The 16,854-nt window shown below is 70.6% G+C and carries 16 protein-coding genes; 8 read left to right on the top strand and 8 right to left on the bottom strand.

Going from position 1 to position 16,854, the window contains the following annotated elements; translation table 11 throughout:
* The first annotated feature begins 5 nt into the window (after positions 1-5).
* The gene (locus tag ACIBNA_RS31790; protein WP_399168636.1) at positions 6-2,591 is read left to right on the top strand and encodes a bifunctional FO biosynthesis protein CofGH; all 2,586 of its coding nucleotides are present in this window, start codon (positions 6-8) and stop codon (positions 2,589-2,591) included.
* Between the two features lie 235 nt (positions 2,592-2,826).
* Here the strand turns inward: ACIBNA_RS31790 and ACIBNA_RS31795 are convergent, their stop codons facing one another.
* The gene (locus tag ACIBNA_RS31795; protein WP_399168637.1) at positions 2,827-4,239 is read right to left on the bottom strand and encodes a hypothetical protein; all 1,413 of its coding nucleotides are present in this window, start codon (positions 4,237-4,239) and stop codon (positions 2,827-2,829) included.
* An 18-nt stretch (positions 4,240-4,257) separates the two neighbouring features.
* Positions 4,258-4,710, bottom strand: coding sequence for a GtrA family protein (locus ACIBNA_RS31800; RefSeq protein ID WP_399168638.1), 453 nt, complete (start codon positions 4,708-4,710; stop codon positions 4,258-4,260).
* 124 nt (positions 4,711-4,834) lie between these two features.
* On the opposite strand from ACIBNA_RS31800, the gene ACIBNA_RS31805 reads away from it, so the two are divergent.
* A complete protein-coding gene (locus tag ACIBNA_RS31805; RefSeq protein WP_399168639.1) occupies positions 4,835-5,833 on the top strand; it encodes a glycosyltransferase family 2 protein in 999 nt (332 codons plus the stop codon).
* 83 nt (positions 5,834-5,916) lie between these two features.
* Positions 5,917-6,477, top strand: coding sequence for a hypothetical protein (locus tag ACIBNA_RS31810; protein WP_399168640.1), 561 nt, complete (start codon positions 5,917-5,919; stop codon positions 6,475-6,477).
* A gap of 9 nt (positions 6,478-6,486) precedes the next feature.
* Here ACIBNA_RS31810 and ACIBNA_RS31815 read toward each other — a convergent pair whose 3' ends face one another.
* The gene (locus tag ACIBNA_RS31815; protein ID WP_399168641.1) at positions 6,487-7,002 is read right to left on the bottom strand and encodes a DUF2165 domain-containing protein; all 516 of its coding nucleotides are present in this window, start codon (positions 7,000-7,002) and stop codon (positions 6,487-6,489) included.
* An 82-nt stretch (positions 7,003-7,084) separates the two neighbouring features.
* On the opposite strand from ACIBNA_RS31815, the gene ACIBNA_RS31820 reads away from it, so the two are divergent.
* Positions 7,085-9,592 carry a tetratricopeptide repeat protein gene (locus ACIBNA_RS31820; RefSeq protein WP_399168642.1) on the top strand — a complete coding sequence of 836 codons (2,508 nt, stop codon included), beginning with the start codon at positions 7,085-7,087 and terminating at the stop codon, positions 9,590-9,592.
* Positions 9,593-9,864: 272 nt separating this feature from the next.
* Positions 9,865-10,005, top strand: a complete 141-nt coding sequence (locus tag ACIBNA_RS31825; RefSeq protein WP_399168643.1) for a hypothetical protein — start codon at positions 9,865-9,867, stop codon at positions 10,003-10,005.
* Positions 10,006-10,008: 3 nt separating this feature from the next.
* On the opposite strand, the gene ACIBNA_RS31830 is transcribed toward ACIBNA_RS31825, so the two are convergent.
* Positions 10,009-10,200, bottom strand: coding sequence for a DUF397 domain-containing protein (locus ACIBNA_RS31830; protein ID WP_399168644.1), 192 nt, complete (start codon positions 10,198-10,200; stop codon positions 10,009-10,011).
* Entirely contained in the window at positions 10,197-11,009 is an 813-nt protein-coding gene (locus tag ACIBNA_RS31835; protein ID WP_399168645.1) for a helix-turn-helix domain-containing protein, read from the bottom strand. The genes ACIBNA_RS31830 and ACIBNA_RS31835 overlap by 4 nt, the downstream gene beginning before the upstream one ends.
* Positions 11,010-11,122: 113 nt before the next feature.
* Here ACIBNA_RS31835 and ACIBNA_RS31840 point away from each other — a divergent pair, with 113 nt between their 5' ends.
* Together ACIBNA_RS31840 and ACIBNA_RS31845 are read left to right on the top strand one after the other, a co-directional pair.
* A complete protein-coding gene (locus tag ACIBNA_RS31840; RefSeq protein ID WP_399168646.1) occupies positions 11,123-11,578 on the top strand; it encodes an ATP-binding protein in 456 nt (151 codons plus the stop codon).
* A 4-nt stretch (positions 11,579-11,582) separates the two neighbouring features.
* Positions 11,583-12,185, top strand: coding sequence for a hypothetical protein (locus ACIBNA_RS31845; protein WP_399168647.1), 603 nt, complete (start codon positions 11,583-11,585; stop codon positions 12,183-12,185).
* A 68-nt stretch (positions 12,186-12,253) separates the two neighbouring features.
* On the opposite strand, the gene ACIBNA_RS31850 is transcribed toward ACIBNA_RS31845, so the two are convergent.
* Both ACIBNA_RS31850 and ACIBNA_RS31855 read right to left on the bottom strand, forming a co-directional pair.
* Positions 12,254-13,069 carry an alpha/beta fold hydrolase gene (locus tag ACIBNA_RS31850; RefSeq protein ID WP_399168648.1) on the bottom strand — a complete coding sequence of 272 codons (816 nt, stop codon included), beginning with the start codon at positions 13,067-13,069 and terminating at the stop codon, positions 12,254-12,256.
* A gap of 49 nt (positions 13,070-13,118) precedes the next feature.
* Complete coding sequence (locus ACIBNA_RS31855) at positions 13,119-13,784, bottom strand: DUF4097 family beta strand repeat-containing protein (protein ID WP_399168649.1); 666 nt, start codon at positions 13,782-13,784, stop codon at positions 13,119-13,121.
* 306 nt (positions 13,785-14,090) lie between these two features.
* Between ACIBNA_RS31855 and ACIBNA_RS31860 the strand changes: the two genes are divergently transcribed.
* The gene (locus ACIBNA_RS31860) at positions 14,091-15,206 is read left to right on the top strand and encodes an ADP-ribosylglycohydrolase family protein (protein WP_399168713.1); all 1,116 of its coding nucleotides are present in this window, start codon (positions 14,091-14,093) and stop codon (positions 15,204-15,206) included.
* An 18-nt stretch (positions 15,207-15,224) separates the two neighbouring features.
* Here the strand turns inward: ACIBNA_RS31860 and ACIBNA_RS31865 are convergent, their stop codons facing one another.
* Entirely contained in the window at positions 15,225-16,796 is a 1,572-nt protein-coding gene (locus ACIBNA_RS31865; RefSeq protein WP_399168650.1) for a sodium:solute symporter family protein, read from the bottom strand.
* Positions 16,797-16,854: the final 58 nt, after the last annotated feature.

A 16,854-nucleotide genomic window follows, 5' to 3' on the forward strand; every position in this document is an offset into this window, starting at 1 on the left:
GAAGGATGACGACTTCCGCGACCTCCGGAACCGGACCCACCGAGAACTCCATGCGTCGCGCCCTGAAACGGGCCAGGGACGGCGTCTCCCTCGACGTCGCCGAGGCGGCCGTCCTGCTCCAGGCCCGGGGCGCGCACCTGGAGGACCTGGCGGCCTCGGCCGCCCGGGTGCGGGACGCGGGTCTGGAGGCGGCCGGCCGGCCCGGCGTCATCACGTACTCCAAGAGCGTCTTCATCCCGCTGACCCGGCTGTGCCGGGACAAGTGCCACTACTGCACGTTCGTCACCGTCCCCGGCAAGCTGCGCCGGGAGGGCCACGGGATGTTCATGTCCCCCGACGAGGTGCTGGACATCGCCCGCAAGGGCGCCGCCCTGGGCTGCAAGGAAGCCCTCATCACCCTCGGTGACAAGCCCGAGGACCGCTGGCCGCAGGCGCGCGAGTGGCTCGACGCGCACGGCTACGACGACACCCTCGCCTACGTCCGCGCCATCTCCGTCCGCATTCTGGAGGAGACGGGCCTTCTTCCCCATCTGAACCCGGGCGTCATGTCCTGGACCGACTTCCAGCGGCTGAAGCCCGTCGCGCCCAGCATGGGCATGATGCTGGAGACGACCGCGACCCGCCTCTGGTCCGAGCCGGGCGGTCCGCATCACGGTTCTCCCGACAAGGAGCCCGCCGTGCGGCTGCGGGTGCTGGAGGACGCCGGGCGTTCCTCCGTGCCCTTCACCTCGGGGATCCTCATAGGCATCGGCGAGACCTACGAGGAGCGCGCCGAGTCCCTGTTCGCGCTGCGCAAGGTCTCCCGGGCCTACCACGGCGTCCAGGAGCTGATCATCCAGAACTTCCGCGCCAAGCCGGACACCGCGATGCGCGGCATGCCCGACGCGGAACTGGACGAACTGGTCGCCACGGTGGCCGTCGCCCGGCTCCTCATGGGTCCCTCGGGCTGCATCCAGGCCCCGCCCAACCTCGTCGACGACGAGTACGAGCGGCTGATCGGCGCCGGCATCGACGACTGGGGCGGGGTGTCCCCGCTGACCATCGACCACGTCAACCCCGAGCGCCCCTGGCCGCAGATCGACCAGCTCGCCGAGAAGTCCCGCGCGGCCGGTTTCGTACTGCGGGAACGTCTTTGCGTGTACCCGGAGTTCGTGCGGCGCGGCGAGCCCTGGCTGGACCCGCGGCTGCGTCCGCACGTGGCGGCGCTGGCCGACCCGGAGACCGGCCTGGCCCGCCCCGAGGCCCTGCCGCAGGGCCTGCCGTGGCAGGAGCCGGAGGAGGTCTTCGTCGCCTCCGGCCGCACGGACCTGCACACCTCGATCGACAGCGAGGGCCGCAGCTCGGACCGCCGCGACGACTTCGACGAGGTGTACGGCGACTGGGGCGCCCTGCGCGAGGCGGCCGCCCCCGGCATGGCACCGGAGCGCATCGACACCGACGTACGGCAGGCCCTGCGCACCGCGGCCGACGACCCCACGAAGCTCACCGACGACGAGGCACTGGCCCTGCTGCACGCGGACGGCCCGGCCCTGGACGCCCTCGCGCGGATCGCCGACGACGTACGCCGGTCGGCCGTCGGCGACGACGTCACCTACATCGTCACCCGCAACATCAACTTCACCAACGTCTGCTACACGGGCTGCCGTTTCTGCGCCTTCGCCCAGCGCCGCACGGACGCTGACGCCTACACCCTGTCCCTGGACCAGGTCGCCGACCGGGCCCAGCAGGCCTGGGACGTCGGCGCGGTGGAGGTCTGCATGCAGGGCGGCATCCACCCGGACCTGCCCGGCACGGCGTACTTCGACATCGCGCGGGCGGTGAAGGAACGCGTCCCCGGCATGCACGTGCACGCCTTCTCGCCGATGGAGGTCGTCAACGGCGCGACCCGTACCGGCATGTCGATCCGCGAGTGGCTGACGGCGGCCAAGGAGGCGGGCCTGGACACCATCCCGGGCACCGCCGCCGAGATCCTCGACGACGAGGTCCGCTGGATCCTCACCAAGGGCAAGCTGCCCGCCGCGGACTGGATCGAGGTCGTGACGACGGCCCACGAGCTGGGCATCCGGTCGTCCTCGACGATGATGTACGGGCATGTCGACCAGCCCCGCCACTGGCTGGGCCACCTGCGCACCCTCGCCGGCATCCAGCAGCGCACCGGCGGCTTCACCGAGTTCGTGACGCTGCCGTTCGTGCACACCAACGCGCCCGTGTACCTCGCGGGCATCGCCCGCCCCGGCCCGACCATGCGGGACAACCGCGCGGTCACGGCCATGGCCCGGCTCCTGCTGCACCCGTACATCCCCAACATCCAGACCAGCTGGGTGAAGCTGGGCACCGAGGGCGCGGCCGAGATGCTCCGCTCGGGTGCCAACGACCTCGGCGGGACGCTCATGGAGGAGACGATCTCCCGCATGGCGGGCTCCTCGTACGGCTCCTACAAGTCGGTCAAGGACCTCATCGCGGTGGCCGACGCCGCGGGCCGCCCGGCGAAACCCCGGAACACCCTGTACGGGGAGGTCCCGCAGGAGCGGCAGCGGGCGGCGCAGGCGTCGGACGGGCATCTGCCGGAGCTGTTGCCGGTGCTGGACTGAGCGGCGGGGCGAGGCCGTCTACTCGCCCCGGCGCCCGACGGCTGCTGCGCCGTCACCGTGCGACCGGCTCTGGTCCCGGGGGCCGATGACGGCGGGACGCCGTGTCCCGGTTCAGCCGATGGCGCGGTCCCGTCGGGCGAAGCCGTCGGAACACCCCGTGGGTGGGGTCCCGCAGGGCGGCTAAGGCGTCGGACGGGCATCTGCCGGCGCTGCTGCCGGTTCTTGACCGAGGGGTCTACCGGCCCCCGGTGTCCGCCGGCTGCTGTGCCGTCACGGCACGGTCGGGCGCGGCGCCGGGGCTCTTCGGCGGTGGGAGAGCCGTGCCCCGGCCCAGCCAGAGCAGGAGCAGGCCGAGCGTGCAGGCGATCGCCGGCCAGTAGACGTAGCGGAAGTCCGTCGCGGGCATGATCGGCAGATAGCCGAGGATGTAGGCCGCCGAGCTGATGCCCAGCGCCCGGACCGGCATCGAAAACCGGCCCTTGCCCGGGCGGATGGCCAGCACCAGCGCGACGGCGAGCCAGAACCACCCGCGGAACAGCCACCGCACGTCCGTCACCATGCCGTTGACGTACGTGCCGAGCATGTCCTCCAGCCGGGGATGCGCCACCTCGATGCCCAGGTCGTTGCGGCTGACCCCCGCTTTGTACGGATCGTCGGTCTCGAACAGCAGAGTCGTGAAGAGCCGCAGCCGGTACTGGAGATAGTGCGGCACATGCCCGCTCATCTCGCGCAGCCACAGGGACGTGATCTCCCCCGAGTCCCCGCGCAGCCCGTCCGCCGGCCGTTCGTAGCAGGCCCAGTAGGCGTCCGACAGGGCCCCGACGCGCTCGCACTCCTGCGCGGCGGCCACGAGCCGGTCCCTGAGACCTGGTGGCACGTCCGCCGTCCGGAGCGCGTCCACCTTCAGTACGTGGACCAGGTCGTCGAGCATGATCTGTGCGGCCTGTTTCGTCCCGAGAGGCCGCGCGAACAGGGAGATGGCGACGGTCGGTACGACGAGGGCGGCCACGAGCGCCGCCGTGCACGTCACCCACGTACGGCGTCCGGGAGCGCGCCACAGGGCGAGGACCAGCATGACGAAGACGGGGAGCGCGGCGAAGAAGGCGTTCTTGCGCACCAGCATGGCGTACGCGAGGAACAGCACGCCCAGCCCGAGCAGCCCCCACCGCACGGCGGGACGAGGAGGCCGGTGGTCCCGCAGCCGCAGCCCGGTGAGCGCGACCGCGCACGCGGCGAGCAGTGCGACCGCCACGTGGACGTCCTTCCACACCACCCCGACGAACGTCAGCACGAAGGGAGCCAGACCGAGGCCGAGTACGGCGAGCGAACCGCCGCGGCTCGCGGTCAGCTCCCAGACGCACCAGGCCAGTACCCAGAGCGCTCCCCAGAAGAGAACGGCCTGGAGCACGACCATGGACGCGATCGAGCCGGTCACCGCGATGAGCGCACGCCACACCAGGCTCAGCAAGGGCGGATGCCAGTCGGTCAGCGGCGTCTGCCCCCTGGCCTGCCGGAGCTGGTCGAGACTGTCGGGACTCAGGTAGCCGGGGGTGAAGACGAGGGTCGTGGCCAGGCAGCAGACCGCGGCGACGGCGGCCAGCCCCCAGACCCAGCGCTGCGCACGCGGCACCCATGGCATTTGTCCCATATGCCGGATGCTAACGGCTCAGGGTGCGACGAAGACGTAACGCCGGTAGGCGTAGAAGCGGAACAGGGTCGCGAGCACCCAGCCGAAGATGCGGGCGGTGTTGTCGCTGAGGGCCGAGTCGAGCCCGAGCAACTGCCGGGACACGAAGACCGTGCCCGCCGTGATGGCGAGACCGAAACCGTTCGCGACGAGGAACAGGCCCAGTTCGTGGGCCATCTTCTCGCGGTGCTGGTGCCGGTAGGTCCAGTAGCGGTTCCCGGCCCAGCTGAACAGCGCGGCGGCACCCGTCGCGACGACGGACGCCTGGACGGGAGCGGCCCCCATCGGCCCGCCCTGCGCGCCGCCGGGCAGCCCGAAGACCAGCAGGTTGTAGCCGCCGTTGTCCACGACGAAGGCCAGGGCCCCGACGACTGAGAACTTGGCGGCCTCGCGCCAGATACCCCGTACGGCATCACGGACGGAACGTGTCACAGAGGCGAGAACCGGCACAGAGCGAGAGTAGCCACCCGGCGCGCCCCCGCCTCATGGACGCGCGCATACCGCATGATTTACCCATATGTGACTATTCGACACCGGCTCAGTCGAGGAGTGGGGAGTGGTCGTGGAACCGACGATCGCGTGTGTCGTGCCGTGCCACAACGAGGAGGCGGCCGTCGGCAAAGTGGTCCGCGACCTGCGCGCGGCCCTCCCCGAGGCCGTCGTCTACGTCTACGACAACGCCTCCACCGACCGCACCGTGGAGGTCGCCCGTGCGGCGGGCGCGATCGTCCGGCAGGAGCCCCGCAAGGGCAAGGGCAACGTCATCCGCCGCGCCTTCGCCGACATCGACGCCGACGCCCTGCTCATCATCGACGGCGACGACACCTACGACGCCGGCCGCGCCCGGGAACTGGTGGACCTGCTCTTCGAGGGGCCGTACGACCAGGTCGTCGGCGCCCGCCGGGTGACGGACGACGGCGCCTACCGGGCCGGACACGCGGTCGGCAACAAACTGCTCACCGGGGCGGTGCGGTCCCTGTTCGGCAACGACGTGACCGACATGCTCAGCGGCTACCGGGTCTTCTCGCGCCGCTTCGTGAAGTCCTTCCCGGCGCTGGCCCGGGAGTTCGAGACCGAGACCGAGATGACGATCCACGCCCTCCACCTCCGTCTCCCCACGGCGGAGGTGGTCGTGGACTACCGGGTCCGGCCCGCCGGCGGCGAGAGCAAACTGCGCACCTACCGGGACGGCTGGCGCATCCTGCGCGTCATCCTCGACCTGGCGCGCCGCGAGCGCCCCTCTCTCGTCCACACCGTGATCGCCGGCGTCCTGGCCCTGATCTCGGTCGTCCTCGGCAGCCCCGTCATCGCCGAGTTCGTCCGCACGGGCACGGTGTCCCGCGTCCCCACGGCGATCCTCGCCGCCGCGATCATGACCATCGCCGCGCTCGTCCTGCTCGTGGGCTACATCCTCGAGTCGCTCACCCACATGCGGCAGGAGCAGACCCGGCTCGTGCACCTCTCCTACCCGGCCCCCGTCCGCACTCCGCGCTACACCGTCCACGGAGCCGGCACCGGCCCCGTACCGGTCCGGAAGGCCGTCGACGGCCCCTGAGCCGCCTGGGGAACAACGCTCTCGCAGTACGATGATCGGAACCCCCGTTCCGCGGGGTCCCGTGACTGAGGAGATGCGTGCCCGTGCCTGCCCGACTTCCTTCGTGGGCCTGGGTGACCGGGCTGACCGTGGGAGCGATAGCCGCGGTGACGGTCCTGGCCGTGCAGGCGGACCGGGGCCCGCACCCCACCGCCGGCTCGGCCAAGCCGAGCACCTCGGCGTCGGCGGGCGCGCAGCCCACCCCCACCGCGTCCGTCCCGGCCCGGGTGCCCGACGGCTCCGGCACCGGCCGGCGCATCGTCTACTCCCTCGGCGAGAAGCGGGTGTGGCTGGTCGACGCGAGCGAGGCGACCCGCCGTACGTTCGCCGTGTGGCCGGGCACGGTCAGCCCCGACCCCGGCACGTACACGGTGTCGTCCCGCAACGAGGCCACGACCGGCTCCGACGGCGTCCAGATCGAGCACATCCTGTACTTCGCCGCGAAGTCCGGCGTCTCCGTCGCCTTCTCCAACGCGGTCGACGGCGCCTCGCCGCCTCCCGCCGACTCAGGCGCCAAGACGGGCGGAGTCAGGATGCGGAAGGCGGACGGCACGGCACTGTGGGCGTTCGGCACGGTCGGCACGACGGTGACCGTGCTCAAGTAGCGGCCGGGGTCAGGTGGTTGTCGTCTCCGTCCGCGGGGACGGCAGGTGGTTGACGATCAGCACGGCGCCGCTGAACAGGAACGCCCGCGTCGCGGCGTCCAGCCCGTTCCAGCTCTTCGACTGCCACATCGAGAACCACTCACCACCGATCGCGATGAACCCGGCCCCGAACAGCAGCATCACCATCAGCAGCCCGTAGGTCGACATCCGCCGGGCGCGCAGGTCGTCTCGTCTGGCCCACAGCCAGGTCCCGTATATGAGGACGAGCGCGGCGACGGTCTCCCAGGCGATGATCGCGACGTAGGCGGCGTCCTGGAGCCCCGTACTCGTGATGGCCCGCCACATCAGGTCCTCGTCCTTGAACGTGGTGTCCATGGCCAGAACATGCCGGACGAACTGCTGGTTGGTGCCGAAGTCGGTGATGTTCCCGAACGCGACCAGCGCCATGTAGAGGGCGACGGTGGCGGTGAGCAGGGTGGCGGCGAGAGGCAGCGCGCCGCGGCGTGATGTGGAGGAGGTGGCCATGCCGATGATTCTTCCCGAACGGCGGTCGCCGACGCGACAGAATGACGACGGAAGCGGCCGGTCAAGGCGAGGGGGCGTACGGATGGCGCAGGCGAGGCCGTCGATGCAGGATCTGATACGGCAGCGGACCCGGGCCGGTTTCGTCGGCCGGTCCGCTGAACGGGCCCTGTTCCGGGCCAACTTCGAAACTCCTCCGCACGACGAACGCCACCGCTTTCGCTTCCACGTACACGGCAACGCGGGCGTCGGGAAGACCTTCCTCCTGCGGGAGTTGGAACAGATCGCCCGCGAACAGGGCGCGCTGACCGCGTACATGGACGACGGCGCCGGCAGCGTGCCGGAGGTGATGGGGGAGATCAGCCGCCAGTTCGCCGCGCAGGGCCGTCGGTTGAAGGACCTGAACCGCCTGCTCGCCGCCCACGACGCGCGCCGGCACGAGGCGGAGCTGGCCGCGCTCGCCGCACTGGACGCGCAGGCGGAGGACGCGGGCCCGTCGGCGGGCGGGAGGGTGGTGGCCCGGGCCGGGATGGTCGCGCTGGGGATGGTCCCGGTGGTCGGCCCGCTCGTGGGCATGCTCGACTCCGCCGAACTCGCGGGCGGAGTGGACCGGGTCCGGGAGAGCGTGCTGGCCCGCTTGCGCGACCACGAGGACGTGCAGCTGGTCCTCGCCCCGGAGCAGGTGCTCACACCAGTGCTCCTGCGCGAACTCTCGGAGGCCGCCCCCTCGGCCCCCTGGATCGCCCTCTTCCTCGACACGTACGAGCGGACGGCCCCGTATCTGGACCACTGGCTGCACGAGACGATGACCACCGACCGCTACGGCGCCATGCCGGCCACGACCGTCGTGGTCACGGCGGGACAACGCCCCCTGGACACGGCCCGCTGGGGCGGCCTGAGGGACTTCATCACGGACGTCCCACTGTCCCCCTTCACCGAGGCGGAGGCACGCGGCCTGCTCGCCGGGAAGGGCGTGACCGCCGAACCGGTCGTCGAGGAGGTCCTGCGCCTTACCGGCGGACTCCCCGTCCTGGTCTCCACCCTCGCCGAGTCCCGCCCCACCGACCCGGACGACGTGGGCGACCCGAGCGCCACGGCGGTGGAACGCTTCCTGAAGTGGGAGCGGGACCCGGCACGCCGAGCGGCCGCACTGGTCTGCGCGCTGCCGAGATGGCTGGACGCGGACGTGTTCCGGGCGGTCACCGACTGCCCGGAGGAGCAACTGGATCCCCTCTACGCCTGGTTGCGGAGTATGCCGTTCGTCGGCGAGCTCGGCGGGGGCCGACTGCGCTACCACGACGTCGTACGGGCGCCGATGCTGCGCGCGGAACGGAACAGGTCACCCCGCGGGTGGGCCGAGCGGCAGCGGCGCCTGGCGCGGACGTTCGGCGGCTGGCGGGAGGAGACCGAGGCCGGCGGGGCCGAGCCGTGGGCCGACGAGACGTGGCGGAGCCTGCGCCTGGCCGAGGTGTATCACCTGCTCTGCGCCGGTGAGCGGGACGCGCTGCCGCAGGCGCTGCGGGACTTCGTCCACGCCTGCGACACCGGTGCGGTCGTGGCCGCGCAGTGGGCGCGTGTGCTGGTGGACGCGGGCCAGGACGCGGACGCGGCGGCGGTGGCCGGGTGGGGCACCGAACTGACAGCGGCTCTCGACGCGGAGGGCGTCATCAGCGCACTCGGGCTGCTCCTGGGCCGCACGGTGCTCGACGCACCGACCCAGGCCCGGGCCCGGGTCATACGGGCTGACGAACTGCGCGGACAGGCGGCGTACGCGCAGGCCCTCGCCGAGTACGACCGGGCCGTCGCCCTGGACCCGGAGCTGGCCGTCGCCTACCGTCACCGGGCCGGAATCCGGAGGGAGCTGGGCGACGACGACGCCGCGATCGCCGACCTGGACCGGGCCGTCGCGCTGGAGCCGGACAACTCCTGGTACGTCGCCCTGCGCGGCGAACACCACCGGCTCGCCCGGCACCACGCCGAAGCCGTCCGGGACCTGAGCGAGGCGATCCGCCTCGATGCGGCCAACGAGTTCGCCTGGGCCTCCCGGGGAGCCACGCACGAACGCCGCGGAGACCTGGACGCTGCCCTCTCCGACCTGGGCCGGGCACTGGACCTCAAGCCGGACTACGCCTGGGCGCTCGCCCGCCGCGCCCGGGCCTGGCGCGCGCTGGGCGACCCCCGACGCCAACTGGCCGACCTCGACCACGCCCTCGCCCTGAACCCCGACTGGCCCTGGGCCCGCTGCGAACGCGGCGACGCCCTGCGCGCCGCGGGCCGCGACGAGGAGGCTGTCGCCGACCTCGACCGTGCGCTGTCCCTGGACCCCGTCTACACCTCGGCGTACGCGAGCCGGGGCGCATCCCTCGCCAACCTCGGCCGCCACGCGGAGGCACTCGCCGACCTGAACCGGGCGGTGGAACTCCGGCCGGGGTACGTGTGGGCGTTGTGCCGCCGGGCCGTCCTGTTCGCGGCGATGGATCGGCTCACGGAGGCACGGGCCGACGTGGAAAGGATCCGCGAACTGGACTCCGGGGCACTGGAACGCTTTTCGGATACCGACCGTGCGGTACTTGGGTCGGCGCTCGCCGGGTGAACAGCGTGCGAATTAGCTGTGTGCGGATGTAATCCGACCGTGACTTGCCGGGTGGTGGCGGGGTAATCTTTGAGCCAAGAGGCTTGTGGTCTGGTCGAGTTGTTTTTGGGAGGTGTGCGATGACGATGGTGCGGCGGCTGATTCCCGACGAACCCCGCTACGAGTCGGCACACTCACTCCCGGACCACTGCCGTTCCCGGTTCCAGCGCGCTTCCGCCTGACCGGTCCCCCTTTTTTCACCCTCAACACCCCTGCATTCAAAGGAGGCATCGGTGTTCGACGAGCGCAAAGAAGCGGAAATGAGGCTGTACTCGGAGGCCCTGGCCCGGGAACTCGCTCTGAAGAAGGAGCGAGCGGAGGCCGAGGAGAACGACACGACTCCTGACCCTGAAACGGCCCCCGCCCAGGACTGAGACTCAGCGTCCCACCGCGAACTCCAGGAATTCGGACCAGGCGCCGTCGGTAAATGCCAGGCGGGCGGCGTCCTTGTTCTTGGAGTCGCGGATGTGGATGGTGGGGTGGCGGGTGGGGGATATGGCGACCTCGACGCAATCGGGGCCGTCATTGCTGCTGTAGCTGCTCTTGAACCAATCGAGCTCAGTGGTCACGTCTCTTCTCCCAGAACTTTCTCAATGAAGGCCAGGGACTCTCGGGGGGAGAGGGCCTGCGCCCGGATCATTCCATAGCGCATGTCCAGGATCTGGACGTCCCGGGGATCGCTGATCACGCGATTGTGCAGCTGGGCCTCGAAGTGCCCCAGTGCCTTGCCGTCCTGGAGCTTCAGCAGCCGGAACGGACCTGCCATGCCCGCGCGGTCCTCCCGATCCGTCGGCATGACCTGGATCGAAACGTGCCTCAACTTGGCGGCCTCCAACAGGTGTTCGAGCTGTTGGCCGAGCACCATTCTGCCCCCGACCGGCCGCCGTAGCGTCGACTCTTCCTGGACAAAGGTGATGAGCGGTCGAGGCACGCGATCGAAGACGGCCTTCCGTGCCATGCGCGCGGCGACGTGCCGCTCGATCTCGTCCTCCGTGAAGGCGGGCCGTCGCATGGCGTACAACGCCTGGGCGTACTCCGGCGTCTGGAGAAGCCCGTTGATCTGATGGTTGTCGTAGGCCCCGAGCTCGACCGCCTGGTCCTCCAGCTTCGTCAGGTCCCGCACTGTCTTCGGATATCGAGCCTCCTCCACATCCTTCTTCATCGCCGAGATCTTGCCCCCGGCCCCGAGCGCCTCGTCGGTCTTGTCCAGGAAGTCCGGCTTGGGGATTCGCCTCGCCCGCTCCACGGACGAAACCATCTCCTCGCCGTACCCGATAGCCGAGCCCAGTTCCGTCTGCTTCAGCCCCGCGGCCTCGCGCCACATCTTGATCTGCCGCCCGACCGTCCTGAGCACGGCCGCCGCTTCCTCGTCCTCCACGCCTTCCCCTCCTGACGTACGAGCCGTACGACCCCGCCACGCGTCCGGACAGTCACTCTCCGTACCGGGGTCGTTGCTGTTCAGAGTAGGGAGGTGCGGCCACGCTGGGTGACATGAGCCAGAAATCCCTCGCCCAAATCACCGCCCCCACCCGCCACTTCGCGGTGCAGCTGTCCGCTACTCGAAGGGGTGCTCGACTGGCGCGGCTGCTCACCGAACGCCAACTCGACGAGTGGGGCGAGCCATACGAGGCCGCCGCGCAGGTGGTAGCGGAGCTGGCGTCCAACGCCGTGCTGCATGGACGGGTCCGGGGCAGGGACTTCCGGCTGCGACTGACACTGCGAGCCGATCGCACTCTCCGTATCGAGGTCACCGATCCCCGGGGTGACCGGGTCCCGCGCGTCCCGGCCCCGGTGGAGCAGGACGCGGAGGGAGGGTGCGGCTTGCGCATCGTCGAGGCGTACGCGAACCGCTGGGGCGTGGCGGAGGCACCGGCCCACGGCAAGACGGTGTGGGCCGAACTGCCCATGACACACGGGGACTTGCGCGATGCCTCCCGTCTAGGGTGATCCAATGGACGTTGGGGCGGTCTTGATAGCCGTGGCCGGTGTGGCGGGCACGCTCGGGGGCGCGTTGCTCACCCAGCAGGGTGCCGAGAGGGCCAAGCGGCGCGAGCTGGAGATGACCCAGGCCATCCAGGAGGCCCGCGAGAACCGCGAGCTGCGGCGCCGCTGCTATTCGGAACTGCACCGCGACGCACGACAGTTCTGCACGGCGCTGAGCCGCCATCTGTACGTGCTGCGGGACCGTACGCCCGGCGACGAGGACGTACAGGCGCTGGAAGCCGCCAAGAACGCCCACCGAGATCGCTGGTCCGAGGCGCTGATGATCGCGCCTGACGCGGTGGTTACCCCGGCCGGCGAGGTGAACGGCGCTCTGACCAGGGTCTACGGGCAGGTCAAACGCCTGGAGCAGGGGAACCCGCGCCCTGGTGAAACCCTGCGGTCGGCCGCCGAGGCACAGCATGGCGTCTGGACTCTGATCGCTGCCATGAGGGAAGCCATGCGCCGCGATCTGGGCGTGACGGGGGACCGGGGAGTGCGGCTGCGCTCTTCCCAGGACGCCGACGCCCTGCTGCGGGACTTTGCGGATCCGAGCGAGGACGCCGGCGCGTGAAACGTCCCGCACGAGGGACTGCGGACCCTGTGCGGGACGGACGCGGTCGAGCCGGACGGCGATGACGATCAGTGCTCCCCGCGGTCGAGGGCGGCGACCTCGCGTACGGCATCGGCGATGGCCCGGAAGTCCTTCTTGAGGAGCGCGCCGTGGTTGCTGGGGACCTTCGCGCTGATCCGGATGTTCGGGTTGCTGGCGGTCACCGCGTCGAGGCCGGTGCGCATCCGTTCCTGCTCGTCATGGCGGCTGCCAAAGGACGCCCCGGAAGCGAGCACGTAGCGCACCGGGACGGTGATGCCGTCCAGCACGGGACCCAGCTCGCGCTCCCGGGAGAGCCTGCCGAGCTCGATGTTGCTCTCGGCCTGCTGTTCGGCTGTCATCCGCGGCATCAGCCCCGTCGGGCGCAGCAGCGGCGTGAACCAGCCCAGCCGCCGGAACTGCTTCCGGATCCGCTGCTCCATGGCCTCGTCCAGCCAGTCGTACGGGAACGCTCCGTCGACCAGGACCGCGCCCACGGCACGCTCCGGATTCCGGTGGGCCCAGTGCGCCCCGACTGCCGCCCCGTAGGACCAGCCGACCACCAGCGCCCGGTCCACGCCCCTGGCCGCGAGCACGGCGTCGACATCCCGTACGGCGGCCTCGAAGGAGTAGTCCGCCGAACGCTTGGACTTGCCGCGGGCCCGCTCGTCGTAGGTGATGTGCCGCCACCCCGTCCCCAGTTCGGCGACGACCCGCCGCCAGTACCCCTGGGTGGCGAACTGGCCGTTGAGGTAGACCACCGGGATCCCGGGACCGCCGGTGTCGGTGACGGCCAGGGCCGTGTCGTCGACCGGCACCATGCCGGTCCACGTCGAACTGGTCGATGAAGTGCTGTTCTTCGTCATGTGTTCCCCCTGGTGGTGGGCCTGGCCGGATAGTTCTGGCGCTGTTCGTTCAGAGGCTGCGGGCGGTGATGTCGCCGTGGGAGGTGGTGGCGCGGATGTCGAGTTCGGCGGTGCCGTCGTTCTTGAGGGAGTTGCTGACGCGGCCGTGGTCGGTGCCGGCGTCCAGGGCGGCCGAGACGCCCGCGGCGGCGACGACCGAGATGTCGCCGGACTGGGTGCGGAGCACGACCTTGCCGCGCATGGCCTCGGCGATCCGGATGTCGCCCCTCGCGGTGCTGATCTCCGCGGCGCCGCCCAGCCGGCCGACCTCGACGTCGCCGTCGATCGCGGTGAGGCGGAGGCTCGCGGCTTCGTCGATCTTGATGCGCCGGTACGCGCCTTCGAAGTTGACGTCGCCGAGCCGTCCGACGCCGCGGAGCTCGGCACTGTCGGCCTTGACCTCGACGCGGGAGCCCGCGGGCAGCCGGACGGTGACCTCCAGGGAGCCGGAGGGGCCGAAGAGCTGGTTGCCGGAGGCCGAGGCCGTGATCCGCAGGACGCCGTCGGCGTAGGCCACGGTGGTCTTCTCGGCGGCCTTGGTGTCGCGGCTCTTGGAGGGGTCGGCGGGCAGGACCTCGACGGTGGTGTCGGCGCGGTCCGCAGCGATGAACTGGATCCGTCCGGCGGGGATGTCGAGGACGGCGGAGATCGGGGCGGGGGTGTCGAACTGCTGCATCGTGCTCTCCTTTGGCTCGTTGTTTCGAACAATGGAAAAGCTACGTTGCGTTCAAGGAATCGGCAACAGACCGACTGCAGAAAATGTCTAAAGCTGCAGCTCAAAGCCGAGTAATCGTTGCAACGGTCTTGAAATCAATGCAACGATCGGGAGTGTGTTCGTTGCAATCGATTGAAAGTGAACGCACAGGACCACCTCCCGGCCCCGCAGAGCCGGGACGCGGCCCGTCATGACCTCTGAACCCGCCGTCCCCGTTCGATTACAGTGCTGAGCGTCGTACGTGTGGACGGTCCCTGGGAGGTCAAGGTGGGTGCGACTGCCGGCGCCGTCTGGGGCCGTACGGAGCAGCAGGACTTTCGTAGCCGGGTGCGGGGGACGCTGCTCGGCTTGGCCGTCGGGGACGCGCTGGGTGCGCCCGTGGACGGAGTGGGGATCGACGGGATCAGGGAGGCGTACGGGGCGGAGGGGCTGGTCGATCTGGCTTCCGCCTACGGCAGACGCGGTGCCGTCACCCATCTCACCCAGCTCACCCTGTTCTCCGTGGACGGGCTGATACGGGCCCAGGTGCGGCGGGACACCGGGGCGTGGCATCCACCCACCGACCTGCACCGGGCCTATCTGCGCTGGGCCGCCACCCAGCGGGACTGGGGGCCCGACGAACGGCGCAAGGACGACGGGTGGCTCGCGCGGGAGGAGTGGCTGTACGCGCGCAGGGATCCGAGTCGCGCGCTGCTCCTCGGGCTCGGTGACGAGACCATGGGGACGCCCGAGGCGCCCAAGAACCCCGGTGAGCTCGGGCCCGAGGCCGCCGCCCGGTCCGCCCCGTTCGGGCTGCTCGTGGGGTGGGAGCCGCAGCTCGTCGTCCAGCTCGCGGTGGAGTGCGCGGCGCAGACCCACGGTCATCCCACGGCGTCTCTCGCGGCGGGTGCGTACGCCGTGATCGTGCACGCCCTCGCCCTCGGGGAGAGCCTCGACGGTGCCGTGCAGCGGGCCTTCGCGTTGCTGGCCGCCCGGCCCGGGCACCAGCCCGTGTCGGACGCGCTCCAGCACGCGCTGGGTGCCGTACGCCAGGGGCTGCCCGGGCCGGAGCGGGTGGCGGAGCTGTGCGGGGCCGGTACGGCACAGAGCCTCGTCGGTGCCGCCGTCTACTGCGCCCTCGTCGCCGCCGACGTCCGGCACGGACTGACGCTCGCCGTCAACCACGACGGCCCTTCCGCCGCCACCGGCGCGCTGACCGGCGGCCTGCTCGGCGCCCTGCACGGCGAGACGGCCCTCCCCCCGGCCTGGCTGGCCGAGCTGGAGGGCCGTCCCACGATGCTGGAACTGGCCGACGACTTCGCCATGGAGATGACCCAGGGGCCCGCCCTGCACGGGCCCGGGGGGGCGTCGCCGGGTTGGCTCGCCCGCTATCCGAGGGCCTGAGCCCCCAGTCCTCGCGCCTCAGTCCTTGACCGTCGTCCGCACCACGTCGTCCGCCGGTCCGGCCGGTGCCGGAACCGCGGCCGCCGCCGCCCCGTCCCCGTCCGTGTTGATCTTCTCGATGAGCGCCAGCCGCTCCGGGGTGTCCTCCGGCTTGATGTAGCCGATGAGGATGTACAGGACCAGCGACACCGCCAGCGGGATCGACACCTGGTACTGGAGCGGCACGCCGCCCTCGACGTTCCAGTTGATGGGGTAGTTCACCAGCCAGAAGGCGAGCAGGCCCATCGACCAGCTGGCGAGGGCCGCCGTCGGGCCGGAGCGGCGGAACGCCCGCAGCAGGCCCAGCATCATCGGGATGGCCATCGGGCCCATCAGTCCGGCCACCCACTTGATGACGACCGTGATGATGTCCTTGAACGTGGGGGAGTTGACCTGCGTCGCCGCCGCCATGGACAGGCCGAGGAAGACGACCGTCGCGATCCGGGCGACCCGCAGGCCCTGGCTCTGGTTCCAGGCCCGTGCCCGTGCCCAGATGACCGGCGCGCAGTCCCGGGTGAACACGGCCGCGATGGCGTTGGCGTCCGAGGAGCACATGGCCATGGTGTGCGAGAAGAAGCCGACGATGACCAGGCCCAACAGGCCGTGCGGCAGGAGCTGTTCGGTCATCAGGGCGTAGGAGTCGGAGCCGTCGGCCTTCTGCGACTCGACCAGCAGCGGGGACATCCACATGGGGAAGAACAGCACCAGCGGCCAGACCAGCCAGAGAATCGCCGACAGCCGGGCCGACCGCTCGGCCTCCTTGGCGTTGGGTGTCGCCATGTAGCGCTGGGCCTGGTTGAGCATGCCGCCGTTGTACTCGAAGAGCTTGATGAAGAGGAACGCCAGCAGGAAGACCGTGCCGTACGGGCCGACCAGCGGTTTCTCATGGCCCTGGAGCTCGGGGGAGTCCCAGACGCCGAAGAAGCCGCCGTGGTCGTCGAGCCGTACGAACACCGCCACGAACATGGCGATGCCGGCCAGCAACTGGATGATGAACTGGCCGAGTTCGGTCAGCGCGTCCGCCCACAGGCCGCCGATGGTGCAGTAGATCGCCGTGATGCCGCCGGTGATGAGGATGCCCTGGTTGAGGGAGATCCCCGTGAAGACGGACAGCAGCGTCGCGATCGCCGCCCACTTCGCGCCCACGTCCACGATCTTCAGCAGCATGCCGGACCAGGCCAGTGCCTGCTGGGTCTTCAGGTCGTAACGGCTCTTCAGGTACTCCAGCGGGGAGGCCACGTGCAGGCGCGAGCGCAGCCGGTTGATGCGCGGCGCGAACAGCTTCGACCCGATGGCGATGCCGAGGGCGATCGGGAAGGACCAGGTGACGAAGGACGTGACGCCGTAGGTGTAGGCGATGCCCGCGTACCCGGTGAACATCACCGCGCTGTAGCCCGACATGTGGTGGGAGATGCCGGAGAGCCACCACGGCATCTTGCCGCCGGCGGTGAAGAAGTCGCTGACGTTGTCCACGCGTTTGTGCGACCAGACGCCGATCGCGACCATCACGGCGAAGTAGCCGATGAGCACGGCCCAGTCGAGACCGTTCATGAGTCCCCTTCCACGGGAGCGCCGCCAGGGTCAGGCATGTGAACTCTGGTTTCGGTGA

This window comes from Streptomyces sp. NPDC050164 (genome assembly GCF_044459945.1).
Taxonomy (GTDB): Bacteria; Actinomycetota; Actinomycetes; order Streptomycetales; family Streptomycetaceae; genus Streptomyces; species Streptomyces coeruleorubidus_A.

Bases quoted from the DNA above. Each gene is read 5' to 3' on its own strand.
- ACIBNA_RS31790 (WP_399168636.1), top strand. From the start codon at position 6: ATGACGACTTCCGCGACCTCCGGAACCGGACCCACCGAGAACTCCATG.
- ACIBNA_RS31795 (WP_399168637.1), bottom strand. From the start codon at position 4,239: ATGGGACAAATGCCATGGGTGCCGCGTGCGCAGCGCTGGGTCTGGGGG.
- ACIBNA_RS31815 (WP_399168641.1), bottom strand. From the start codon at position 7,002: ATGGCCACCTCCTCCACATCACGCCGCGGCGCGCTGCCTCTCGCCGCC.
- ACIBNA_RS31820 (WP_399168642.1), top strand. From the start codon at position 7,085: ATGGCGCAGGCGAGGCCGTCGATGCAGGATCTGATACGGCAGCGGACC.
- ACIBNA_RS31840 (WP_399168646.1), top strand. From the start codon at position 11,123: ATGAGCCAGAAATCCCTCGCCCAAATCACCGCCCCCACCCGCCACTTC.
- ACIBNA_RS31845 (WP_399168647.1), top strand. From the start codon at position 11,583: ATGGACGTTGGGGCGGTCTTGATAGCCGTGGCCGGTGTGGCGGGCACG.
- ACIBNA_RS31850 (WP_399168648.1), bottom strand. From the start codon at position 13,069: ATGACGAAGAACAGCACTTCATCGACCAGTTCGACGTGGACCGGCATG.
- ACIBNA_RS31855 (WP_399168649.1), bottom strand. From the start codon at position 13,784: ATGCAGCAGTTCGACACCCCCGCCCCGATCTCCGCCGTCCTCGACATC.
- ACIBNA_RS31865 (WP_399168650.1), bottom strand. From the start codon at position 16,796: ATGAACGGTCTCGACTGGGCCGTGCTCATCGGCTACTTCGCCGTGATG.